15 protein-coding genes are annotated in these 23,599 nt (G+C 60.4%); 3 read left to right on the top strand and 12 right to left on the bottom strand.

Features of this window, described 5'->3' with window-relative positions; all coding sequences use genetic code 11:
• Window positions 1-14 precede the first annotated feature (14 nt).
• Together JIN84_RS19885 and JIN84_RS19880 are read left to right on the top strand one after the other, a co-directional pair.
• Complete coding sequence (locus JIN84_RS19885) at window positions 15-779, top strand: SDR family oxidoreductase (protein ID WP_200352817.1); 765 nt, start codon at window positions 15-17, stop codon at window positions 777-779.
• A gap of 206 nt (window positions 780-985) precedes the next feature.
• A complete protein-coding gene (locus JIN84_RS19880) occupies window positions 986-1,540 on the top strand; it encodes a sugar O-acetyltransferase (protein ID WP_200352816.1) in 555 nt (184 codons plus the stop codon).
• 133 nt (window positions 1,541-1,673) lie between these two features.
• Here JIN84_RS19880 and JIN84_RS19875 read toward each other — a convergent pair whose 3' ends face one another.
• From JIN84_RS19875 to ftsH, 11 genes are all read right to left on the bottom strand, one after another.
• A complete protein-coding gene (locus tag JIN84_RS19875) occupies window positions 1,674-5,153 on the bottom strand; it encodes a PPi-type phosphoenolpyruvate carboxykinase family protein (RefSeq protein WP_200352815.1) in 3,480 nt (1,159 codons plus the stop codon).
• 230 nt (window positions 5,154-5,383) lie between these two features.
• A complete protein-coding gene (locus tag JIN84_RS19870) occupies window positions 5,384-6,697 on the bottom strand; it encodes a hemolysin family protein (protein WP_200352814.1) in 1,314 nt (437 codons plus the stop codon).
• Window positions 6,698-6,834: 137 nt separating this feature from the next.
• The gene (locus tag JIN84_RS19865; RefSeq protein WP_200352813.1) at window positions 6,835-9,279 is read right to left on the bottom strand and encodes a BatD family protein; all 2,445 of its coding nucleotides are present in this window, start codon (window positions 9,277-9,279) and stop codon (window positions 6,835-6,837) included.
• Window positions 9,280-9,283: 4 nt separating this feature from the next.
• A complete protein-coding gene (locus JIN84_RS19860; RefSeq protein WP_200352812.1) occupies window positions 9,284-11,236 on the bottom strand; it encodes a VWA domain-containing protein in 1,953 nt (650 codons plus the stop codon).
• A 4-nt stretch (window positions 11,237-11,240) separates the two neighbouring features.
• Entirely contained in the window at window positions 11,241-12,254 is a 1,014-nt protein-coding gene (locus tag JIN84_RS19855) for a VWA domain-containing protein (RefSeq protein ID WP_200352811.1), read from the bottom strand.
• Window positions 12,251-12,760 carry a hypothetical protein gene (locus JIN84_RS19850; protein ID WP_200352810.1) on the bottom strand — a complete coding sequence of 170 codons (510 nt, stop codon included), beginning with the start codon at window positions 12,758-12,760 and terminating at the stop codon, window positions 12,251-12,253. Before JIN84_RS19850 ends, JIN84_RS19855 begins: the two co-directional genes overlap by 4 nt.
• A gap of 7 nt (window positions 12,761-12,767) precedes the next feature.
• Window positions 12,768-13,631, bottom strand: coding sequence for a DUF58 domain-containing protein (locus tag JIN84_RS19845; RefSeq protein WP_234043583.1), 864 nt, complete (start codon window positions 13,629-13,631; stop codon window positions 12,768-12,770).
• A 50-nt stretch (window positions 13,632-13,681) separates the two neighbouring features.
• Window positions 13,682-14,665 carry an AAA family ATPase gene (locus tag JIN84_RS19840; RefSeq protein ID WP_200352808.1) on the bottom strand — a complete coding sequence of 328 codons (984 nt, stop codon included), beginning with the start codon at window positions 14,663-14,665 and terminating at the stop codon, window positions 13,682-13,684.
• Window positions 14,666-14,754: 89 nt separating this feature from the next.
• Window positions 14,755-15,657 carry a ThuA domain-containing protein gene (locus tag JIN84_RS19835; protein WP_200352807.1) on the bottom strand — a complete coding sequence of 301 codons (903 nt, stop codon included), beginning with the start codon at window positions 15,655-15,657 and terminating at the stop codon, window positions 14,755-14,757.
• 86 nt (window positions 15,658-15,743) lie between these two features.
• On the bottom strand, window positions 15,744-16,721 hold the full coding sequence (locus JIN84_RS19830) for an arabinan endo-1,5-alpha-L-arabinosidase (RefSeq protein ID WP_200352806.1): 978 nt from the start codon (window positions 16,719-16,721) through the stop codon (window positions 15,744-15,746).
• Between the two features lie 143 nt (window positions 16,722-16,864).
• On the bottom strand, window positions 16,865-19,234 hold the full coding sequence (gene ftsH, locus JIN84_RS19825) for an ATP-dependent zinc metalloprotease FtsH (protein ID WP_486347939.1): 2,370 nt from the start codon (window positions 19,232-19,234) through the stop codon (window positions 16,865-16,867).
• 187 nt (window positions 19,235-19,421) lie between these two features.
• On the opposite strand from ftsH, the gene JIN84_RS19820 reads away from it, so the two are divergent.
• Window positions 19,422-22,952 (top strand): ATP-binding cassette domain-containing protein, encoded by a 3,531-nt coding sequence (locus JIN84_RS19820; RefSeq protein WP_200352805.1) that lies wholly within the window; start codon window positions 19,422-19,424, stop codon window positions 22,950-22,952.
• Between the two features lie 59 nt (window positions 22,953-23,011).
• On the opposite strand, the gene JIN84_RS23310 is transcribed toward JIN84_RS19820, so the two are convergent.
• On the bottom strand, window positions 23,012-23,563 hold the full coding sequence (locus tag JIN84_RS23310) for an acyltransferase (RefSeq protein WP_325099621.1): 552 nt from the start codon (window positions 23,561-23,563) through the stop codon (window positions 23,012-23,014).
• Window positions 23,564-23,599 lie beyond the last annotated feature (36 nt).

Raw genomic sequence — 23,599 nt, 5'->3', positions numbered from 1 at the left:
ACCCCATCGACATCATGAAAACCACAGACAACACCATCCTCATCACAGGCGGCGGCTCCGGCATCGGACGCGGCCTGGCGGAAGCCTTCCACGCCTTGGGAAACCAGGTCATCATCTCGGGCCGCGGTCAGAAAACCCTGGATGAAACGACCGCCGCGAACCCCGGCATGAAATCCCTCACGGTGGACATGACCGATGCATCAAGCATCCGGCGGTTCGCCAGGCAATTGGAGGAAACCGCGCCGTCGCTCAATGTTCTCATCAACAACGCGGGCATCATGGTGCCGGAGGACCTGCTCACGCAGCCGGCGGACTCCGATACCGCGGAAAACACGATCCTCACCAATCTGTTGGGACCCATCCGACTCACGGGGGAACTGTTGCCGCACCTGCGGAAACAACCCCATGCCACCGTCATCAATGTGACCTCCGGTCTCGCATTCATCCCGCTGGCGATGGCTCCGACCTATTGTGCCACAAAAGCGGCGGTGCATTCCTACACCGAGTCGTTGCGGCACCAACTGAGGGAGACCAACGTCGAAGTGCTGGAACTCGCTCCACCGTATGTCGCGACGCACCTGATGGGAGACCAGCAGGCGTCGGACCCGCGGGCCATGCCGCTGGAAGAGTTCATCACGGAGGTCATGGACATCCTCACCACGCAGCCTTCCGCCGCCGAAGTCCTCGTGAAACGTGTGGAACCCCTGCGCTTTTCCATGGTCGGAGGACCGGAGAAATACGCGGAAATCTTCCAAGGACTGAATTCGATGCAGCACTGAGGGCAGGGATGTGGCTGGTGCGTCCCCGCACCAGCCCGTTGCGGGAGCATCCTGCTCAGCTTGATGTTCCGCAGGAAGCCGTCATCACCGGGTGACAGTCGGGACAGGATGTCCCCGGAAAGCAACGTTCGGAACCGGCGATCTCCTTCTTCCTTGCAAGCTTGGGAGGAGGACCGATGGTATGCCCCAATTTCCATCCACATCGCATGAAGACCGAAAAAGAAAAGATGCTCGCCGGGGAATTCTACCTCGCATTTGGCGAAGAACTCCTGGGAGAACGTCTCACCGCAAGACGCCTTTGCCGCGAGTTCAACTCCATCCCGGAAGAACGGGTAGAAGAACGCCGCGACGTGCTCGGCAAGCTGCTGGGAACCTCCGATTCCACCACCTACATCGAGTCCTCATTCAAGTGCGACTACGGCTACAACATCCATGTCGGTGCGAATTTCTATGCGAACTTCGACCTCATCATCCTCGATGTCTGCAAGGTGACCATCGGCAAAAACTGCATGATCGGCCCACGTGTCTCCATCTACACCGCAGGCCATCCCCTCGATGCCGATACGCGGATCTCGGGTCTTGAATTCGGCAGTCCCATCACCATCGGTGACAATGTCTGGATCGGTGGCAACGTGGTGATCAATCCGGGAGTGAACATCGGAAACAACGTTGTCATCGCCTCCGGTGCCGTGGTGACCAAGGACGTGCCGGACAACGTGGTGGTGGCTGGAGTGCCGGCCCGGGTGATGAGGACGTTGTAGGGACTATTTCACAAAACGCGTCAGGTTTCCGGAGTGACGATCGGACACGCCGGGTTCGCGCGGAATGAATTCCACGCTCCCGGCGGATGAACGGATCGGAGCCGGGGCGGGATGCCGCAACTCCTGATATCTCTCACACCAGCGCCGGATCAGCTCCGATCATGCCCACGAGGCTTTCGCGGTAGGCGGGGGTGCTGACTTTTTCCAGCATGGCTTTCGCCGCTTCGATGCGTTCGTGGATGCGGAGGCGCTTGAGTTCGCTGTGGTAGTTCGGCTTCGCGAGGAAGGTTTCCAGGTAGGCGAGGTGGCGTTTCCAGAGGGCTTGGTCCACCTTGGCCTTCGCGTCGAGACGGGCTTGATACCAGTCCGAGGCGATGAGCGACTCGCGGGTGAAGAGCGAGCGGACCTCGGGATCGGTGATGGTCTTCCCTTCATATTCGCCGTAGGCCATGATGTTCAGTAGTGCCTTGAGAGGCGGGCAGGCGACGTCGATGCAGCCGTCCTCGAAGTAGTTGAGGGCGACCCTGCGCTGGGTCTCGATGATGTTGTCGAGTCCGTCGATGAAGTCGTCCATGGACTGGAGCTCCGGCCGGAGCATGTCCGGCGTGAAGACGGTGTCCGCGGCGGAGAACATGCGCCCGAAGAAGGTGGTGACGAAGCTCTCGGTGATGCGGTAGCCGAGGCGGCTGGCCTCGATGACCTTGCCGTCGTGTTCGAAGTCCTCGATCTTTTCCAGGTAGCCGTTGGCGATGAGGTAATCCGGTTCGCGCTCGGGGATGAACATGCGGGACCAGACTTCGGGGACGAGCAGGCTGATGTCGTGATCGATGCGATACTTCCGGCCGATGTGTCCGGCCGCGCTGGTGAAACCGTGGTAGTTCGTGAGCAGGAACGAGACAAGCGCGGCGTTCACGTCGTGAATCGGCAGGATGGCGTTGAACGGACCCTTGGTGAGCGCGCCTTCGCTACCCGCACCGGTGGTGGACGGACTCTTCCCGGTGAGGGAAGAGATGAAATCCATGAAGAGCTCGGGAAGCTCCTGATAGTGGATGGGATTGTAAACGGCGAGCGCGCGGATGCCGGCAGCCTCGTCGGGAGGATTGTTTCTCCGGCCCGCGAGCACCGAGTTCACCGGCATGGGAACCGCCGCATCGAGTGGCAGGCGGCGGTAGAAACGCGCGCCGAGGTTGGCAAGATAAACGGAGCGGGGATCCTCAAGATCCGGGCGGTTCTGCAGGTAGCGCGGATTTTTCGTCGGTTTGCCATCCACGATGCGGGGCTGGTGCGAGCTGATGACGAATTCCGGTCTCTCCGCCTCGACGAAAGTGGTGAGCATCTTCCGCATGGGCGAGGTGAATTGCTCGAAGCGGATGGCGTCCTTCACCATGGCTGCGGCGGTCTCGCGGTTGATCGGTTCGTAGTTGGAGAAAAACAGGCCGCCGTGACTGAAGTCGCTCTCGGTTTTCTTGTCGTAACCGCGGTGGATGGCATCGTCGGGGCGTTGGAAAAGGCGGTATTCGCAGTTCTTGATGAACTTGAGCGACGGGTTCTTCACGTCCGGATGAAGGCCGGTCACCGAGCCATGAGGCACGACCATGGCCGCGCTGATATCGTCCTCGGTCTGGACTTTTTTCGCAGGGGCGAAGTCCTTGCGGATGCTGAAGGTCCGCCAGGTGCCGTCCTCGCTGAAGCCGACACGGAGGTATTGGGTGACGAGACGGTCGCGGCGGTAGATCAGCTGGCGGCCGGGGTGGCCGTTGATGAGATCCACGCTGAAGCGTTTCCTCCAGTCGCTGCCCCAGTCGGCCTTGTGGAACCGCTTGATGATGAAAACGAGATCGCGCACGGAGGTCTCGATGGTGCCGAGCCAGGCATTGTATTCGTCAGTGTAGTTCGGGTTCGGCGTGAGCAGGCGGATGACGGAACCGAGCGAGCGCTCGTGGCTCAGCAGGGGACGGCCGGGTTTGCCGGGATCGCGCGGATTCTTGTAACGGTTCGAAAAATCGCGACCGATGATGGCGTCCGCCTTGTCGAGGTCGGTTTTCAGGTCGTTCACGAGCACGGAGGCGGTGATCATCGCATCCGAGAGGGACTTGGAAATTTCGGATTTTCCGCCGCCCGAGACGGTGCATGGCTTGTGGCAGAAGGTGCCTTCCGCGGTGGTGCCGATGAGACGCCAGCGCTGGCCCGCGGTGGGCTTGACCATCTCCACCTTGTAGCCGGAGGGGAGGACGTAGGTGATGCCGGGCTGGAGCGGGATTTTCTGATCGCCCTCTTCGTTCGTCCATGTGACCGACTGGCTGTGGAGGTCGATATGGACGTCTTCGGGGACGTAAAAAATGTCGGCGTATTGTTTGTCGATGCCGTAGCCTTCCGGCTGGAGATTGAAAATCTCACCGTAGCGGCCGGTGAAACCGGAGAACTTGTGATCCACCGGGCGGGTGTAGTCGCTGAGGGAGAAATCCTCGCCCAGGTCGAAGCTGGGGAAGGCGATGGCTCCGCCGGCGTGTTCTTCCTCGGCATTTCCGAAGAGGTTCGCGGCGTAGCTGAGCTGGGTCTTCACCTCCTTCTTACAGTAACCGTAGTAGTTGTCCGCGATGACGGTGACGACGATGCCGCGCTTGTCGCGACAGGTGATCTTGAACGCGCCGCCGTCGTTGTAGAGTTCGTCGGGCGAGGTCCAGCACATGCCGTCGCGCTTCTGGCGGTCGGTGGCATCCGCGATGTTCGGCAGGCCGAGGTCCTTCTTTTTGAAAGTGACGAGGTGGGGGGCGAGGATGACGCAGCCGGTGTGGCCGGACCAATGGGCGGCATCGAGACGGGCATCGTTTTCAGGGAGATACGGATCACCCGCATTGCCGAAGATGCTTTCGACGAAGTCCAGGTTGCTGACGAGATTTCCCGGGGCGAAGAAGCGGGTCTCCATGGTTTTTTCCAGGGAAACGCCGGGGACTTCGGGCGTCAGCACGGGGCGCAGGAGCAGGGACACGAAGACTTTCGCGGGATTCTCGCTGGTGCCGGTGAAGGGGAGCGTCATGATCTCCTCGGGTGGACGGAGAGCCTCGGCCAGCAGGCGGGCGAAGACGATCTTTGGCACGCCTTTCTTGTCCGCTGGCACCGGCAATCCGCCGTCCGCGACGTGGAAAACGCCTTCGGTGGTGCGGCGGTCGCTCGCGGGATTGTGGCAGACACCCTGATGGACACGGAAGGAGCTGAGGATCGAGGACTTGAACTGGTCCTCATCAGGCGGAAGGGAAAGCATCCGGGCGATGCCGTGACGCTCCACCATCAGCGGTGAGGTGGGGAGCAGGTGCATGCCGTCCGGGAACACCTCCCTGACGATCTCCTCACCCAGGTAATCACGCAGGAAGGCGTCGATGGATTGGTCCGCAGGACAGAGATAGTCGGAGAGCAAGCGGGTCTTCTCCTGGAAATTCGCGATGAGCGAGCGGCCGAGGTCGAGGAATGGATAATCCGACTCATTTCCAACGATGGGATACCCGCGCGAGGCGAGCTTGAGATTCACGAATTCCCGCAAACGATTTTCTTCCGCGGGAGAAGCGATGGCGGGGCCATTTTCCGTAAAACCGATCTTGTCTTTGAGGTTGGGCATGAGGTGCTGGAATGGGTTGCGGTTGCTGGGGGAACCGTAAGCAGGGCGCGAACCAAGAAACCAGCGGTAACTTTATGATAAATACCACCAATGGGGGATGTTTTTCCCGTTCATTGACCCGCCCTCCGGTTGAAACATCGGAAGCGGTTTGTGATGAGCTGATTGCGTCCGGAGACGGGAGGGTTCCCCCGTCGAAGCAACCGTGTATCGACCCTTGTGAGCGATGTTTTTTACCTATCCGGCTGGCCGGCCCTGAACGTTGCGAGGATCTTGTCCACTCGTGTGCCGTCCATGTCGATGACCTCGAAGGTCCAGTCGCCGGCGGAAATGCGGTCCAGTTCGGCAGGCATGCGGGCAAGTTCCTTCATGAACCATCCGGACAAGGTCTGGTATTCGTCACCTCCACCCTCGGGAAGGGTGAAATCCGCCAGATGCTCGGGCAGTTTCTCAATTTCAAAGAGCCCGTCGATGAGCCAGGTTCCGTCCGCGCGCTGGAGAATCGGCGAGGCGAGCTGCTCCTCACGCGACGGGACATCGCCGACGATGGCTTCCATGACGTCGATCAACGTGACCATGCCCATCACGCTGCCGAACTCATCAAGCACGAAGGCCGCACGCTGGCCGGTGGCCCGGAAGGTTTCCAGCAGGACGCTGGCCTTCTGCATCTCCGGTACAAAAAGCGGCTTCTGCATGATTTTCCCGAAATCCACGGTCTCACCCGCCGCCAGACGTCCGTAGATGTCCTTGATGGAAACGACTCCGACGAGGTTGTCGCGACGGTCGTCGTAAACTGGGAAAACCCCTTGGGTGCTCGCCATGACCACGGGCCAGATTTCCTCATGGTTCGAGCCCTGCTCGATCCAGACAATCCGGGTGCGCGGGATCATCAGATCGTAGGTCACGAGTTTTTCGAAACCGATCACCCCTTCCATCATCCGGGATTCCGAGCGGTTGATGGAGCCGGTGATGACGCCCTGGCGGACGAGCACGGTGAGTTCCTCTCGGGACATTCCTTCCTCACCACCTTCCCGGATGCCGAAGAGTTTCAGAATGGCACCCGTGGACCATGAGAGCAGGCTGACGGCCGGAGAGGAAATGGTGGAAATGGCGGCCATGGGACCTGCCATGCCGCTGGCGATGGTTTCGGGGAATTTCATCGCCAGCCTCTTCGGCACCAGTTCTCCGACAACCAGGGAGAGGTAGGTGAGGATGCTGATGACGATGAGAAGGGAGAGCTGGCCGGAATATTGGCCGATGAACGGCATCGGTGCGATGAATTCCGCGAGCCGGTCCGCCACACTGCCGCTGCCCAGCGCGCCCGCGACGATGCCGACCAATGTGATGCCGATCTGGACGGTGGAGAGGAAACGGTTCGGCGATTCCGAAAGGATGAGTGCTTTCGAAGCTCCCTTGTTTCCCTTGTCAGCCATGCTTTGCAGGAGAGCCTTGCGGGAGGAGACGATCGCGATCTCGGTCATGGCGAAGATGCCGTTGGCCACGAGCAGGACGAGGATGATGGAGATTTCGAGAATGGATGAATTCATGAATTACAGATCTGAAGGAGATCGCGCCGATAGTGGCACAGATGGGAGGGTCTGTCCAAATGACGAATGAGGGAGGCGACCCCAAGGATCGTCCGCCAGGATTCACCCGTTGGGACACAAGGATCCGTTGTCCTGCCTCAGGCGGATTTTCCGCCGGCTTTCGGTTTGTTGAATTTGGGTGGCAGGGGAGGCTCGCCAGGCACGACCTTTTCGATCGATTTGGTCTGCACCCAGCCACGGGTCTTGGTGGCGAAGGCGACGTAGGTCCATTCGCCGGATTCGCTCAGGATTTCGCAAAGCGAACCGGGTGGTGCGTCGATCACCTCGGGCGAGGTCCGGGCGGCATCCGTGTGGAGGGTGACCTTTTCTTCGGTGATGATGGCCTGCTTGTCCACATCCGCGAATTCGGCATCGTTCGGGAAATAACGGTATCCGAGGAAACCAAGGGAAAGGAGGATGGGGCCGAGGATGAGCACCGCGACCGCGGCGAGGCGGATACGGGCGTCCGGGCGGGTTGCCGGAAACACGAGGAGTGCCAGCACGCACAGCCAGATGCTGCCCCAGAAAACAAGCTTCCAGATGGGCAGGGGGATCCTGGCGATCGCGTATTGGTAGTCCGGACGTTGGACGGTGATCGCTCCGTACTTGCGTTCAAGGAAACGGAGGTTCTGGCGGGCTTCCGCGTGGGAGGAATCCCTGACAAGGGCGCGGCGGTAGTAGAGTGCCGCCTGGCCGGGCGAACCCGAACGGTAGGACGCGTTGCCGATGTTGTAGAGTGTGTCGGCGCTCAGTTCCTGATAAGGGCCCGCTTCCAGCCAGAGCTTGATGGCATCGTCATATTTCGCGGACTCGTAGGCTTCGGCTGCCTGTGTCGCGATGTCAGCCGCACGGGCGGCGGGAGTGGTCAACACGACGGCGGTGAGGAATGCGATCACCGTCGCTGCCTGACGCAGGAGCTTGAGGATTTGTTCGCGGCGTGACCGGTCGAGCACGGACTTCGGCGGCTCGGCGCGGAAGCAGACCGCATCGCGCTCGGCAAGGATCGCCTGGATCTGCGGGTCGGATTTTCCGCCAAGCCAGTGTTCGATGAATCGACCGGCGGCTTTCAGAAACGCCGTGTCATCACCCGTGGCGGTTTGGCCGATGTCACGCAGTTCGTTGAGCTTGGCATCCCGGATGGGATCTTTCCGCATGCGGGGGGAATAACGCATCCAAAGAGCCTTGGCGATGAGCATGAGGGCGATGAGTCCGCCCGCCACGTGGCCCAGCCACGGGGAGATCGAGAGAGAAACCGGTGCGGTGAGCTGCGCCGGGCGTGCGATGGCGAGGATGTCCGACATGCGTTCCAGAGGAATGGGCAGCGTTTGAACCGCAGTGGCGGGGTTCACAGGCTTGGCGGTGCTTGGCGACATTTGCAGGGCGATCGGTTCCGTGGTCAGTGTCTTGTAGGTCTCATCTTTCGGATCGAAATAAACCAGGCGGAAGGAAGGGATTTCAGGCTTCAGCTCCAGCGGCCGGATCGACTGATGGAACGTCACGCTCCCGGAAAGCTGGCGGCGTTCGTCTCCCCGTTGGTCGTTGGTGGTTCCGTAGATTTTCCAACCCTCTTCATTCGCCAGCTTGGGAGGGCGCATGGTATCGAGATTGCCGCTGCCACTGACGGTGAGATCCACGGTGATGGGGTCTCCTTCCTGGACATCGGTGACCGCGGAGCTGGCGCTCAGCTTGAAATTTCCAACGGCATTCTCATAGCCCGCCGGTTTTCCCGGAGGAAGCTCCTGAGCTTCCAGTTCCAACCGGGGAACCTGCAGGTAGAGTTCGGGATTGACCCACCGTGGAAACGGATCCTGCACCGCTTCCCGGGTGGTGAGGCGGATTTTTGCCGGACCGATGGCGACTTTTCCCGTCCGGGTCGGGGTGATGGTGCTCGGGTAGGCGATGGCGTAGTGGGGCACTCCCAGAATGTTGACGGTATCCGCACCGCGGGCGGGATATGACTGGAAGCGCCATGCGGCGACCCCGTCCCGTTCGAAATCCGGAATCCCCCAATCCTCCACCTGCAGTACCGCTGGAACATAGATCTTGATCTCCGTGGTGACGGTTTCGTTCTCGAACGGCTTGTTGTTCAAGACCCGGAAGGCGCTCGCGTAACGGATGGTCCTGCCGAAATAATCGACCTCCGACCACTGCAGTTCGTCAGGATTGAAGATGACGAACTCGATAGGCTCCGTGCGGGTCATTACGCCGTCCACCATCACCTCGACCGGGGGAATCACGTGTTTGCCCACCTCGTAGCTGACAACCCTGTATTCGAACACGTATTCAAACCTGCGCCCCGGCATCATGCTGGGCCTCGGCCCGCGGCCGGTGGGTTCGATCTCGATGTCCTTGACCGTCGGAGCAGCCGGAACGTGGTCGGGCTGGCCACCCATGATTCCGATCTCGAGAAGGGCTGATTCACCCCGTGCGATGAACGACGATGAGAGGCGGCTGGTGGTCTGCCCGTGGAGGATGCCCGACAGCATCATCCATACGGCGAGCGCCGGGCTGAAAAGTGTCAGATGTTTTTTCAAATTGTTCATGAGCTTACCAATCTTTCTCCGCCGGGCGGAAATCCCTGCGACCCGGGGCCAACGGACCCTTTTCGAGATCCGAGTTTTCTTTCAGGATGCGGTTGGCACGTTCCTGGGGAGACTCGTTGGGATTGTCGCCTTCTTCGTCGCCTTTCTCCTCCTTGTCATCCTTTTTACCGTCTTTACCCTGTTCTTTCTTGTCTCCCTCATCTCCGCCGCCGTCCTTGGGATCCTGGCCGTTCTTGCCCTTGCCGCCGGGATTATCCTCGCCGCCGTCTCCTTCGCCATCCTGTGGATCTTCATCGCCCTCTCCCTGCTGGGGAGGACCCTGGCCCGCCTGAGCCATGGTTTGTTCGGTTTCTTCCTCCTCTTGTTTGAGAAGTTCCTGCAGGCGCTTCAGATAGACCATGGTCATCCGACGGTTCTGGCGGGCGGATTCGTCATCCGTCTTACGGGTGAGCGTGGAATCATAGTGCCTGACCGCATCGGCCCAGTTGGTGATGAGGGATTCGAATTTCACGTAGCCACCCGAGTCTCCCTCTTCGGGTGATCTGGATTCACGCATTTTCGCCAGGGCTTCCTTGACGATGGTGTCGAAGCGGTCGAGGTCGGGGATGGATTCGGGATCGGTGGGATACGGATCCCCGGAAAGTCCTTTCCAACCGAGTTGGAAAAGTGAATTTCCCATGCCGAGGTGGGCGCTTGCCTGGACATCGCCGTCCTCGGACATCAACGATTGGCTGTAGGCCGTGCGCGCGCTCCGGTAATCCTGTGCGCGGTACGCCGCGGTCGCCTCACCCAGGCGGTAGCGCGCCTGGGTCTCGCCAGCGTTGGTTTTCTCAGCGAGTTTTTTGTAGGAATCCCGGGCGGATTCATAGTGTTTCGATTCAAGCTGGGCCTTCGCATCGGTGGCGTCGCCGGCTTTCGCATCCGGCAATGTCAGAAACGCACCACCGAGCAGGACCGCCGTGCGGACGCCCTTCCAGCGGGTGCCTGCGACGATGGACGTGATGAGGAAGAGGATCGCCGGAAACATGAGCCACTGATAGAATTCGATGGAGATCTTACGCTGGCGGCCATCCATTTCAAACGCGTCCAGTCCGCTTACCACGGAGTTCACCATGGCCGGTATGTCCAGGCCCGAACCCGCGACGGTGAATCTGCCTTTCGTTTCTTCAGCGAGCTTGCGCAGCACAGCCGTTTGCAGGCGGCTGATGACCGCGTTTCCGGACCGGTCCACTTTCTGGCCGATGGGGGAATTCGGGTCAGGCACGTGGTCGCCGTTTTCCGTTCCGACTCCGATGGTGATGATGTAAACTCCGGATTCCTCCGCATCGGCGATCATCGCCTCCAGATTGCCGTCGTTTTCCTCACCGTCGCTGAGGATGATGAGCGCGTTGTTTTTCTGACCGGTTTTTTTCAGTGTCTCGGTGGCGAGTTGTACGGCTGCGGCGAGATCCGAACCACCGACGGGCGCCCAGTTTTCATCCACCTGTTCGACAGTCTCGCGGACCGCGCTGTGGTCGATGGTGAGCGGCGCGTGCACATACGCGGTTCCGGCGAAAGCGATGAGCCCCATGCGTTCGTTCGGCATCGCTTCCAGCAGTTCGTAAATGATGACCTTGGCCTGGCTGAGCCGGTCCGGTTTCACGTCCGTCACACGCATGCTTTTGGAAATGTCCAAGGCGATCATGACATTCCGGCCGACCGTTTTTTCCGTCTTGGTTCCCGCATCACCCTGTGGCCGCGCCATGGCGACGATGATTGCCGCGGAAGCCGTCAGCAGGAAGGCCAGGGACAACCAACGTGGCAGCGGGCTGCCGCGTTTGACCAGCGCCTGCCGCAGGCGCGGAGCGGCGAAAGCCGCCCACTGCCTGCTCCTGAGACGCGAGGTCAGCACCGCGCCCACGCCGAGAATCGGGAGCAGGATCAGCAATGCCAGCCAGCCGGGATGTGCGAAGGTCATCGTTTCAAGCGGAGGGTGGGGGATTCAACGCGACATAGAATGCCGATGCGAGGGCGGCGAACAGGGTAGCCGCCACGAACCAGGGAAACAACTCGGTATCGTCGATGACGGTCAGGCTCTTCGCCTCGGTTTTCTCCAGGTTGTCGATGGTGGTGAAAGTCTCCTTGAGTTGTGACAGGTTCTGCGCCCAGTAGTGCTCGCCGCCCGTCAGGGATGCGATCTTCTGAAGTGTCGGCAGATCGAACTCCTGATAGGGGAACAGCATCACGCTCCGGTCCACCCGTCCTTTGGTGGTGCCGATCGCCACGGTGTAGATCTTGATGCCGAGGGTCTTGGCGTGCTCGGCCGCCTCGATCGGTGAGATTTTCCCAGAGTTGCTCGCTCCGTCCGTGATAAGCACGATGATCTTGCTCTTCGCGTCGCGGTCCTGGAGACGCACGGACGCGGCGGCGAGCGCGGAGCCGATGGCGGTGCCCTGCTCTTTCACGGTACCGATGCCTTCCTCGAAGAGTTGGAGCTGGTTGAGCGAATTCCTCAGCCACTGGTGGTCGAGCGTGATCGGACTCGCGTCGCGCGGCCTCCCCGCGAAGGCGACGAGGCCCATGCGATCCTCGGGACGGCGGCTGATGAAATCATCCACCACTTTTTTCGCGACGACGATGCGTTGCTGCTGTTCCCCGTGATCGACGAAGTCGTCGATTTTCATGGAGAGGGAGACGTCGAAGGCGATCATGATGTCGATCCCGCTCGCGGTGCGGCTCTGGTATTCATTTCTCCAGACGGGACGGGAAATCGCGAGGATCGCACAGATCAGGGAAAGAAACGCCAGCGGCAGACCGAAACCCCACGCCACGTTGCGCACCCGTCTGCCCAAGCTGACGAGCACCGACAGATTCGGGAAAACCACCGCGGCCTCCGAGCCCCTGCCACGGCGCAGAGCGAGCAAAAGCATGGCTGGAACCAGCAACAGGAGCCATGCCGGCTGTGCGAAACGGAAGTGTTCGAGAAACGCGCTCATGCGGGAGCCCCTTGGTTGAGGATTTCCAACAGCGCCTGTGATTCCGCCACGACCTGCGGCGTGTCCGTGCCTGCCACGGCAGGGGAGTATTTGATCGCGGCGAGTCGTGCCAGCGCGGGTTTCGCCGCGTTCCGGGCGTCTTCCGTGAAGCGTTTCAAGGACTCGTGACGGGAAACATATTCCTCGTGGGTTTCGAAGAGGGCGGGATCTCCGGCGACGACCGACAGGTAGCGCCGCAGAATGAGCGAGCATTGGACGGCGGCGACCCTGGGAACCACATCGCCGATTCCCGCCAGTGCGGCAACCGCCTCGGCATGGGCGGCCCGATTGGCGGCCGACATGTCCGGAACGGAAGGGCGTTTCTTTTTGAACGTGAAAAACGCCAGCACCGCCAGGAGAAGAAGCACGAAGGAAGCCACCATCCACGGCTCCACCCATGAAGCGGGGACCAATGCCTCGGGCGAGGTTGGTTCCTTGAGTTCGAAGCTGGTGGATTTTTCGTTCATCGTGTCTTCACCCCGAGCGCCGGCGGCTGCGTTTTTTCAGAAGCTGGTGCAGCGCGGCCAAGGTATCGCCGTGGGTTTGCAAGTCCGCGGCATCGACCCCGTGTTTTTTGAAGATCGCCGCCACTCCCTCCTGTTGTCTTTTCATGAGTTTCGAATAGCCCATGCGCAGGTTCGGATTCGAGGTGTTGACGAGCGTTTCAAACCCGGTTTCAGGGTCGATCATCACCACCTTGCCGCCCTTGGGGAGTTTTGATTCCAGCGGGTCCAGAACCCGCAGAGCGATGGTCTCATGTTTTTTCGCCAGCTTGCCGACGGGTTTGTCCAAGGAGTCGGCGAAAAAGTCCGAGATGAGGAATACCACGGATTTCCTCCGCAGGGTGCGCACGAGGAAATCGCAGGCATCCGCCACCGAGGTGCCGGGGCTGTCGGGTTTCGCCACCAGGATCTCACGGATCATCCGCAGGAGATGGCGGCTGCCCTTTTCCGGCGGGATGAAAAGGATGGGTTCGTGGGCGAAGATGAGCAGACCGACCTTGTCGCCGTTGTGGAGCGCGCTGAAGCCGAGCACCGCGGCGATCTCCGCCGCGAGCTCGCGTTTGCTGTACATCACGCTGCCGTAGTCCGCGGAGCCGGAGACATCCACGGCGATCACGACGGAGAGTTCGCGTTCCTCCCGGAATTTCCTGACAAATGGCGCGTTCATCCGCGCCGTCACGTTCCAGTCGATGAAGCGCACCTCATCGCCGTGCTGGTATTCCCGGAAATCGTCGAAATCCAGGCCCTGTCCGCGGAACGATGACAGATACTCGCCGGAAAACGACTCGCGCACCAGGCGACGGGCCTTCAGCTCGAGCTTTCGCACGCGAGCCATCATTTCCTCAATCTGTTCGTCCGTCAGCATGCCGTCCAGCTTCCAATCGATTAAGGGACGGCGACCTTGCCCATGATGCGCTCGATGACCGAGTCGGTCGTCATCTCCTCCGCTTCCGCCTCATAGGTGAGGAGGATCCGGTGGCGGAGCACGTCGAGGGCCATGTCCTTCACATCCTGCGGGGTGACGAAGCCACGGCCCTGCATGAAGGCGCGGGCCCTGGCGGTGAGGGCGAGGTTGATCGTTCCCCGTGGGGACGCGCCGGAACGCACCAGGTTTTTCAATGAAGGATCCACCAGTCCGGGAAAGCGGGTGGTGTGGATGATCTGCACGATGTATTTGCGGATCGCAGGGTCGATGTAGATCTGGTTCACCAGTTCCCGTGAGCCGGAGACCTGTTGCGGAGTGGCCACGGTTTTCGTCTGATACGGAGGCGTGGAAGTCGCCATCCGATCAAGGATTTCCAGCTCCTCGTCCTTCGTCGGGTAGCCCACGGTCACTTTCAGGAGGAAGCGGTCGAGCTGGGCTTCCGGCAATTGATAGGTGCCTTCCTGATCGATCGGGTTCTGGGTGGCGAGCACGAGGAAGGGATTCGGCAGGGCATACGAACGGTCGCCGAGCGTGACCTGGCGCTCCTGCATCGCCTCCAGCAAGGCGGACTGAACCTTCGCCGGAGCACGGTTGATTTCGTCCGCAAGGATCAGGTTGTTGAAAATAGGACCCAGCTTCGGCTCGAACTTTGTTTCCTGCGGATGATACACCATGGTTCCCACAAGGTCGGCGGGCAGCAGGTCCGGGGTGAATTGGAAACGGGCGAATGAGGCGTGCAGCGATCCGGAAAGCGCCTTGACCGCCAATGTTTTGGCCAGTCCGGGGACGCCTTCCAGCAGGATGTGTCCGTTGCAGAGCATCCCGATGAGCAGACGGTCCACCAGCCGTTCCTGCCCCACCAGAACTTGGGCCATTTCCGCCTTCACCGCCTGAATCCAGCCACTCGTCTCCGCGATCTGCTCTTGCAAGTTTTCCGTTGTCATCGATTTCGATACTGACTTTGCCACGCCAACCGATCAGTGCAATCGGCAATGCGGTAAAAACTCAGGAAATTCCCTTTGGTTTCTCCGATTTACTTCTTCGGCTCCGGAAACTTCGGATTCTTCATCGCCCCGGGCGCGGCTTCTTTCAGGTTCGGCGGCACGGCGGCGTCCACCTCGCCGGTTGTCCAGCGGATCGCGCCGACCAGCATGTTCTGGAAGGTGGGGTTGGTCCAAACGTCGTCGCGGTGGCCCAGCGCCGTGTAATAAATCCGGCCTTTTCCCTCTTTCCTTGCCCAAGTGTTGGGGAAAGGAGGGCGGTCGTACATCGATCCTTTCATCGCCGGGGAATCGATCACGGTCAGCGCGTGGATGTCGGATCTGAAATCCTTGAGCGAATACCACTCCTCCTTGAAGGCGAAGCTGTCTCCCGCTTCCTCGAAGCCCGGGAACTTGTTGTCGACCACCTTGCAGGTCGCCGTCTGCTGTTCGCCGTGGATGATGAACTCTCCGCCAAGGAAACAAACGTAGGGATCGGCGTCCTTGCCGTGGTTCACATAGCGGTCCGGGCCTTTCTTGGACTCGTTCGCCGTGTGGAAGGTATCGCTCGCGGAGTGGATGCCGATGAAGCCCTTGCCGCTTTTCACATAGTCGAAGAGCGCTTGTTTTCCCTCAGGGGTCATCGGCGGCTGCTTGTCCGTGCCGGGCGAGGTGAGATCACCGGTGGTGTAGAAGATCACGGCATCGAAGCCCGCGAGGTACTCGGGCGAAAATTTTGAACCATCCTTGGAGAACTCGAATGTCCATGAATGTTTCGAACCCAGCTCCAGAAAGATCTTTTCGGAATGGCTGGGCTGGCCCTTTTTCCACGAAATCACCTCATGCTCGAAACCGCTGGATTTCGTGAAAAACAGCAGCTTGTGGGCTGGATCGGCGGCAGCGGGCAGAAGCAAGCCAAGGCCGAACGCGAGGACGAGGGTTTTGGGTTTGAACATGGGGAAACGCTATGCCGTCTCCCGGCGGAGGAAAAGCAGTTACTCCACTATTTCACGTCCTCGATTTTGGCGTGGATCGCATCACATCACGGCTTGTTCCCCGCCTTCGGCCAGCCGTTGTCGTTCCACTCCAGCGTTGCGTCACCGAGAGTCGGATGGCCGCGGCGATTGCCGTCGTAATAATGGAAGAACATCCGGATGGCGTCCTTTTCCCGGATGAACGACGGGTGACCTGGCCCGATGCGGTTTCCCTCGGATTGCATGAAAAGAGTGCCGCCCCCGGTGACGAGTTCATTGCCGGCGGCGTCCAGATAAGGACCGGTGATCTCCTTGCTGCGGCCCACACGCATTTCGTAGGTGCTGTCCACACCCCGGCAGCACAACCCCCAGTTGACGAAAAGATAGTAGAATCCGTCATGCTTGAGCAGGGCGGCGGCCTCGATGGACTCGTGCCAGGCGAGTTGGTGGATCTTCCGGTTTTCGGGATGGCGGAGTCCGGTTTTCGCATCGAGCTCGGTCAGTTGGATGCCGGTCCAGAAGGAGCCGAACACCATCCACAGCCTGCCGTCGGTATCGGCGAAAAGCTGGGGATCGATGGCGTTGTAGGCATCTTCCTTTCCCGAGCGGATGACGATTCCTTCGTCCTTCCATTGATACGCGGGATCCTTGGAATCGAGGGTGGGGCTGCTGGCAAGACCGATGGCGGAGGTGTTCTTCCCCCAACCTGAAACCGAATAATAAAGGAGGTAGCGGCCGCCTTGCCGGATGATGTCGGGAGCCCAGAGATAGCCCTTGTGATCACTGACGACGTCCCGGTGCCAGGCTGGAAGTTCCTTGAAAACCGGTGGTCCCTCCTTCCACGACTCCAGGTCTGTCGAAGTGCGTGTCGAGATCCCGTTGCCCGTGGAGAAGATGTGCCAAGTCTCCTGCTGGCGGATCGGTGTGGAAGGGTCGTGAAAACGGGTTATTTTTCCTCCGTTCGTGTCCTGCGCTGTGGCGGCAAACGGGCTTGCCAGCATCAGGCATGAAAGGGGAGTTGCGGTAAGGAAAACGCGTCGCATCATGTTGCTTGATTGGGCATTCAACCGCGTTCCGTCCATTCTGTTTCAGATCTTCTTGTCGGATTTTCCCGAGCGGTGGCGGAAGACGGGAAAGAAAAAACGACCGGGCTTTCGGCACCGGTCGTTTGATTGAAATGATTTGATAATCAGGCGGGAGCTCCGACAGCTCCAGGAATAGGGCCGGGGCCTTCAGGTCGGTCCTCTTCGGTGGCTTTCGGCGCGGGCTTCTTCTTCAGCTCGTCCGGGATCGGAGGTGGCTTTGGAGCGGATGGCGGATCTTTCATTTCGCCATAGTCGATGATGTCACGGAGATGCACCGCATCCAGCGTCTCATACTCGAGCAGCGCCTTGGCGATGAGTTCCACCTTGTCGCGTCCTTCGTTGAGGATACGGGTCGCCGTGTCATAGGCGTCGTCGATGAAGCGTTTGATTTCCTCGTCGATGATCTGTGCGGTGTTCTCGCTGTAGTTCACGCGGCGGCCGCCCATGTCTCCACGACCGAGAAAGACCGGACCGTCGCCCTCGCCATATTCCACCATGCCGAGCTTGTCGCTCATGCCCCATTCGCAGACCATGTGGCGGGCGAGCGAGGTGGCTTGGCGGATGTCTCCGGAGGCTCCGTTCGAAACATCGTCGCTATGGAATCCTTCCGCGATGCGACCGCCCATGGTGACGATGAGATTGGCGAGCGCCTCCTTCTTCTGGGTGGAGTACTTATCGCCATCCGGCAGATACATGGTCGCACCAAGGTAGGGACCACGCGGAATGATGGTGACCTTGTGGAGAGGATTGGTGTAGGGAAGAATCATGTTGAGGTAGGCGTGGCCTGCCTCGTGCCATGCGGTTCCCACCTTCTCCTTGTCGGACATCGCGAGGCTGCGGCGTTCGCGACCCCAGCGGACCTTGTCACGGGCCTCCTCCATCTCGTCGAGAGTCACGGCCGAAAGGCCGCGGCGTGCGGCGAGGAGGGCCGACTCATTGATGAGGTTGGCAAGCTCCGCTCCGGAGAAACCAGGCGTGCCTCTGGCGATCTTCGAGAGATCCACACCAGCGGCGAGTTTGATCTTTTTCACGTGGACGCGGAGGATTTCCTCACGGCCGTTCACATCGGGAAGGGAAATGGTGACCTGGCGGTCGAAACGACCGGGACGGAGCAGCGCGGGATCGAGGACGTCCGGACGGTTCGTTGCGGCGATGATGATCACACCTTCCTGGGTGTCAAAGCCGTCCATTTCGACGAGGAGCTGGTTGAGCGTTTGTTCACGCTCGTCGTGGCCTCCGCCCATGCCGTGACCACGGTGGCGTCCGACGGCGTCGATTTCATCGATGAAAATGAGGCAGGGCGCGTGCTTGCGGCCTTGTTCGAACATGTCACGGACGCGGGAGGCTCCCACACCGACGAACATCTCAACGAAATCAGAACCGGAGATGGAGAAGAAGGGCACGTCCGCTTCGCCTGCGATGGCGCGGGCGAGCAAGGTCTTGCCGGTTCCGGGGGAACCCACCATGAGAACACCCTTCGGAATCGAGCCGCCGAGTTTCTGGAACTTGCGCGGATCGCGGAGGAAATCAACGATCTCGAACAGCTCTTCCTTCGCTTCCTGGATGCCGGCGACATCCTTGAACGTCACCTTGTTGCGATCCATCGTGAGGAGGCGCGCCTTGGATTTACCGAAGGACATCGCTCCGCGACCGGCGGATTTCATCTGCTGGCGGAAAAGGAAGAAGAGGATGCCGATGATGAGGAGGATGGGCAGGAAGGAGAAAATGGCGTTGGTGAACCAGTCGGTTTCGCGTCCCGAGTAGCTTGCCTTGTCATCCACAAGTTTTTTCAAATCCTCGCCTTGAACGGCCGTGAGGATCGGAACGGTGAATTGTTCCGCGCCGTTGACCTTTCCTTTCGCATCCAAGCTGGGAGTAGGAGTGGCCACGATCTTGCGTGTGCCCACGATCACCGCATCATCCGAACCTGAGGTCGTAAGCACGCGGAGAGGATTTCCTTCGCTGGTTTTTTCCACCCAGTTGGACGCAAGGGATTTGCGGAGTTCTGCCAGAGAAATGGTTTCGAGGTCGCCTGCGACGGGCTTGTCGGACGGTGAAGCGACGGGTTCAAAGCGGATGTCGTTGCCAAGAATCGAGTTGATCTCTTCCCGTTGGAGGGTGAGGTTGACGGGCACTTGGAAATCTTTTTTCGGAACGTCGTCCTTGGGAGCCGGGGCAGGTGGGACGATCCAGCCTGTGATGGTCGCATCGAACGAAGTGTCCTTGGTTGCCACCTTCAACGGATGCTGGGGATTGTCCGTCACTACCCGGCCTTGGTCCCATGCCTGGCGGAACTGCGCGTAAGTCATCGCCTTGACCGGCTTGTTTGACAGCGGATTGAAAAACGCCACGCCTAGAATAGCCGTCGCGAGGCACATCAGGCCAAGGACACGCCAATTGAAACCATTGGTATCGCCCGGCGGGCGGTTCGGGCTGTTGGAAGGCGGAGTTGAGTTCGGTGAATCGGACATGATAGGCGGTGAAATACCTGCACGGCTGGGAAAGGCGCATTCAAGGTGCGCGGGACGTCATACCGTTCGGTAACTGAGGATAGCGCATGGGGTGGAAAAGCAAACCCCTTTTTTGCACGAGTCTTGCGGAGTGCACGACCACCGCCTAGAAGTCCGTGTGGAACCGTCCCAATCTCCGAAAGATTCGCCCTTGTCACTGCTGCGCAGGCTGCGGGTCCTCGGTTGGTTGCAGGCGATCCCTGGGGTCGGCCGGCTCCGGGCGTTGCGTCCGGGGACGGATGCCCATGTCGGTGTGCTGGTGGATGCGTTCGCCGCGTTCGCCACCTTGGATGACGAGCTCAGCACGCTTGAAGCGGATCTGATCCTCGACATGCTGCGCAGCGCCTTTCCGGAAGTGGACCACGGCTGGCTTGGCAGGAGGCTGCAACGGGCGGTGAGGAGCCCCCGGCCGCTCCAAGGTCTGGCCATCGAGCTGAAAGACAGCTTCAATGACGCGGGCAAGCTGGCGCTCGGTCTCCAGCTTTTCACCCTGGTCGATGCGGCGGGCCGCTCGGAACGGAACCGGTCCAGCTTTGAAATTTTCATGCGCCGCCTCGGCCGGCCCGACTACGGTCTTGCGATCCTGAGGGAAATGCGTGGCGACGCCGGTGAGCCGGCCGATGACGAACTGCCATTCGAGCGGTTGGTTTTCGGCCGAGATGGCGCGGACGTGCTGCTGCCGCCGGCGGCGAGCGACCATGAATTCCGCGTCTATCGCGCGGGTGACCTCATCCTGGTCAGGAATACCGGCATCTCGCCGCTGTGGATCCGTGGTCGGTCGGTCGAGACGGGTTCATTTCTCCGGATGCGCGAGCGGCAGCCTCTGGTCGTGCCCGGGTGGACGCTCAGTCATGAGGATCTGATGTTTTTCCTGGACGTGAAACGCACCGGGAACACGCCGTCCATCTATCTCGAAGAAGGTGACGCGGGCCTCACCGCCGAGCGCACGCGGGGACGTCAGAGCGCCTTGCGTGTCAGCTTCGGCCTCGAGGCCCAGGTGGAAGCCCTGCGCGATACCGAACTCCATGCGGGCAGCCGCGGACCGTTGAAGAAGGGAGACATCGTCACCTGCCGGAATCACGAACGGCTGGGGGACTCCACGGGATTCAGCCTTTCGATCAACGATCTGCGCCGCAAGGCCACCCAATCCGGACGCAGGTTCCGTCTTGCCGGGGATCGTCAGGAATATCTCGTCTCGAACGACGCCGCCGCATTGGAATCCGGCGATCTTTTGCTAGGATCCAAGCTTTCTCCGAAAACGGTCCTGTTCATCCGGTTCGACGCCCAGCGCGCCGAAGGCGAGCTGCTCGTGCGTGAAAGCCACGGTCCCATCCTGGTGGACGGCATGCCGGTGAAAAACACCGCGCCCTTGCGCGACGGTTCCTTGATCCGGCTTTCCGGCAGCCAGGCGGTGCGCTGCCGCTTCAGCGAGGGGTTCCTGGACGAGGAACGCACGCTCATCGAGTCACTGCAGGTTGAGGATGTGATCCACGATTTCGGGCCGGATTCACGGGCGCTGGATCATCTGAACTTCGAGGTGAAACGCGGAGAAATGCTCTGCATCATCGGTCCCAGCGGTTCGGGAAAAAGCACGCTGCTCGCCGTGCTTTCCGGCCAACGAGAGCCGACCCGGGGCAAGGTGAAATTGAACGGCATCCCGCTGTACGAACGTCGCGAGGCACTGGTGCCGTTCATCGCGCACATGCCGCAGGAAGAGGCGCTCAATCCACAGCTCACCGTCCGTGAGCATTTGCGGCATGCCGTCACCATCCGCCGTCCCGCGCTTTCCCTCGCGGAGCACGAACGCCGGGTGGACAGCATGCTCGCCGAACTCGGCCTGCAGTCCATCGCGAGAAGGCGCGTCGGTTCGCCGGGGGACAAGACCATTTCCGGCGGTGAGCGCAGCCGTCTGAATCTCGGTGTCGATCTCGGCAGCCGGGCGGAGGTTTTCCTATTCGACGAGCCGATTTCCGGACTTTCCTCCAAGGACTCGGAACACGTGGCGGAAACCCTGCGTTCTCTCGCGCGGGAAAAGATCGTCATCGCATCGCTCCACCGGCCCGGTGCGCCCGTCCTGCGCCTGTTTGACAAGGTGCTGCTTCTGGACAACGGCGGGCGTCTCGCCTACTTCGGAACTCCTGCGGCGATGGTCGGCTACTTCAGGGACGCCTGCGAGGAGCTGGCGATTTCCCATCCATCGGTAGCTGGCAAATCGCCTCTGGGGGCGGATTTCGTTTTCGACGTGCTGGAGACCCCGCTGAGTTCGATCGGGGGCGGCTCGAACACCGGGGCGGCCCGCCGGTTTCCACCGTCTTTCTGGCAAGAGCGCTTCGAGAGCGTGGACCTCATGCAGTCGTTGCAGATGGGCGGCGGACCGGTGTCGAAACTGGGCGAGCTCAAGGACGGCGACCGGTTGCCGGTTCCTCCAAAGCCGACCCGCCGGTTGCGGGCGGTCCTTGCGGTATTTTTCACCCATTTCCTGCGCTCGCTGTTATCCAAACTCCGCAACCGCGGAACGGTCTACAGCACTTGTCTTGAAGCTCCGTTGCTTGCGGCGCTTGTCGCCATCACCCTTCGCTCGTCACCGGAAGGAGCCTATCAATTCTCCACCGCCCTGCACATACCGGCCTATCTCTTCCTCAGTGCGACGGTGGCCATGTTCCTCGGCCTGACGAACTCCGCCACGGAAGTCCTGCGGGACCGCCCGATCCTGAGGCGCGAGCGGAACTGCCAGCCCGGGGCGGGTTCCTACGTGCTGGCCAAGCTCACCTCGCTCGGGTTGGTCGCCGCCGTCCAGTGCCTCGTTTATCTGATCGTGGGAAACCACTTTCTCGAAATCCGTGGCATGCTGCCGTATCTGTGGTTGTGGATGACACTCACCGCATGGACCGGGACCGGGCTGGCGCTCGTCGTATCTTCCCTCGTGAAAACCGAACGTGCCGCCCTGACCGCGGTGCCGCTCTTGCTGGTTCCACAGATGTTGCTCGCCGGCGCGCTGGTGCCGTACCGCGAGATGAACAGGGGGCTTTTCCAGAATTCCAGCGAAGTGCGGGACCGGGGCGGGGTGCCGGTTCCCGCCACCATCATGCCGCTGCGTTATGCCTACGAGGCGATGATCGTGGCCCAGGCGACGCGGAATCCGTTCGAAGCCGAACGGCTGCGCCTCCAGCGCCGCATCGATCGCGGGCGTTCGCTGGAAGCCCCGATGACTCCGGCGCAGGCCGAGCGGTTCGAGCTGGTGAAGGAAGGGTTGCGACGACTGCTGGCGTCCGGCGCGGAGTCGACAGCGGAGGCGGAGAAACTCATCGAGCGCATCCGCAGGCTTTCCACCTCCGGGACGCGAATCGAGGTCGAGTCGATGAAAGTCTGGCCGGACGATGACACCCACGCCCGTCCCGCGTCGGAGTTTTTTGTCAACGACCGCATCGACCTCCTCGTGAGGGAGGCGGAGACCTTCCGGAACGATTACCGCAACAAGGAGCGCCGGTCCGTTTTCCACGCGCTCAAGAAACCCATTCCTTTCGCCACCCAGAAAACGGGAAAAGCCGTTAATGAATACGTCGAGCGGGACGACGAGGTGGATACCCAGAAGTTTTGCGGCACAATCCTGGCCGCCATCATCGTTGTCTGTGGCGTCATCACCACCATCATCATCTCCCGACAGAACCGGGAGACGAAATGATGCGAGGCAGAACGGGTTTTTTGATGTGAATTCCTGTTCGGAATCCGCAGGCTTCCTGCCTATTTGCGGACCCAGTCCGGGTCACAGGTGAAGCTCTTTATGACTTTTGCGGGAATTCCTGCCGCGACACTCTGCGGAGGAATGTGCCCCCGGACGACGGCTCCTGCGGCGATCACCGAATGGTCTCCGATATCGGCCCCCGGAAGGATGATCGCGCGGGCGCCGATCCATACGTTTCTCCCGATCACGATCCGCTCCTTGTGCACTTCCCGGGAGGGTTCGATCTCGTGGAAGTCGGTGTCATACAGGACCACCCAGTCGGCGATCTTGGTGTCCCTGCCAATTTTGATTTCCGTGGAGCAGCAGATGTTCACTCCGTCATTGATGAAACAATTGTCTCCGATCTCCAACCTGCCGTCTTCCAAGACAGCAATGGCGGTTTTGGTGCGGAAACTTCTAAAGATGACACCGCTGCCCATGTTGAACGATCCCTCGTTCCGGATGCTCGGCCACCGGCCGCTGACATTGCATTTCCCGGCGATCGATACCTTTTTGAATCGGCAGTAACGGTTGAAGAGCCACTTGCTGGTTCTGCTGAGGTATTGTTTCATTTGCTGTTGTTTGACTAGGTGAGGGGATGGACGTCA

Origin of the sequence: Luteolibacter yonseiensis (assembly GCF_016595465.1) — a bacterium.
In the GTDB taxonomy this organism is placed as follows: Bacteria; Verrucomicrobiota; Verrucomicrobiia; order Verrucomicrobiales; family Akkermansiaceae; genus Luteolibacter; species Luteolibacter yonseiensis.
This window is presented reverse-complemented; position numbering and strand designations above follow the sequence as displayed.

Excerpts from the sequence above, each read along its gene's own strand:
- JIN84_RS19885 (WP_200352817.1), top strand. The coding sequence starts at position 15 with ATGAAAACCACAGACAACACCATCCTCATCACAGGCGGCGGCTCCGGC.
- JIN84_RS19880 (WP_200352816.1), top strand. The coding sequence starts at position 986 with ATGAAGACCGAAAAAGAAAAGATGCTCGCCGGGGAATTCTACCTCGCA.
- JIN84_RS19875 (WP_200352815.1), bottom strand. The coding sequence starts at position 5,153 with ATGCCCAACCTCAAAGACAAGATCGGTTTTACGGAAAATGGCCCCGCC.
- JIN84_RS19870 (WP_200352814.1), bottom strand. The coding sequence starts at position 6,697 with ATGAATTCATCCATTCTCGAAATCTCCATCATCCTCGTCCTGCTCGTG.
- JIN84_RS19865 (WP_200352813.1), bottom strand. The coding sequence starts at position 9,279 with ATGAACAATTTGAAAAAACATCTGACACTTTTCAGCCCGGCGCTCGCC.
- JIN84_RS19860 (WP_200352812.1), bottom strand. The coding sequence starts at position 11,236 with ATGACCTTCGCACATCCCGGCTGGCTGGCATTGCTGATCCTGCTCCCG.
- JIN84_RS19855 (WP_200352811.1), bottom strand. The coding sequence starts at position 12,254 with ATGAGCGCGTTTCTCGAACACTTCCGTTTCGCACAGCCGGCATGGCTC.
- JIN84_RS19850 (WP_200352810.1), bottom strand. The coding sequence starts at position 12,760 with ATGAACGAAAAATCCACCAGCTTCGAACTCAAGGAACCAACCTCGCCC.
- JIN84_RS19845 (WP_234043583.1), bottom strand. The coding sequence starts at position 13,631 with ATGGCTCGCGTGCGAAAGCTCGAGCTGAAGGCCCGTCGCCTGGTGCGC.
- JIN84_RS19840 (WP_200352808.1), bottom strand. The coding sequence starts at position 14,665 with ATGACAACGGAAAACTTGCAAGAGCAGATCGCGGAGACGAGTGGCTGG.
- JIN84_RS19835 (WP_200352807.1), bottom strand. The coding sequence starts at position 15,657 with ATGTTCAAACCCAAAACCCTCGTCCTCGCGTTCGGCCTTGGCTTGCTT.
- JIN84_RS19830 (WP_200352806.1), bottom strand. The coding sequence starts at position 16,721 with ATGATGCGACGCGTTTTCCTTACCGCAACTCCCCTTTCATGCCTGATG.
- JIN84_RS23310 (WP_325099621.1), bottom strand. The coding sequence starts at position 23,563 with ATGAAACAATACCTCAGCAGAACCAGCAAGTGGCTCTTCAACCGTTAC.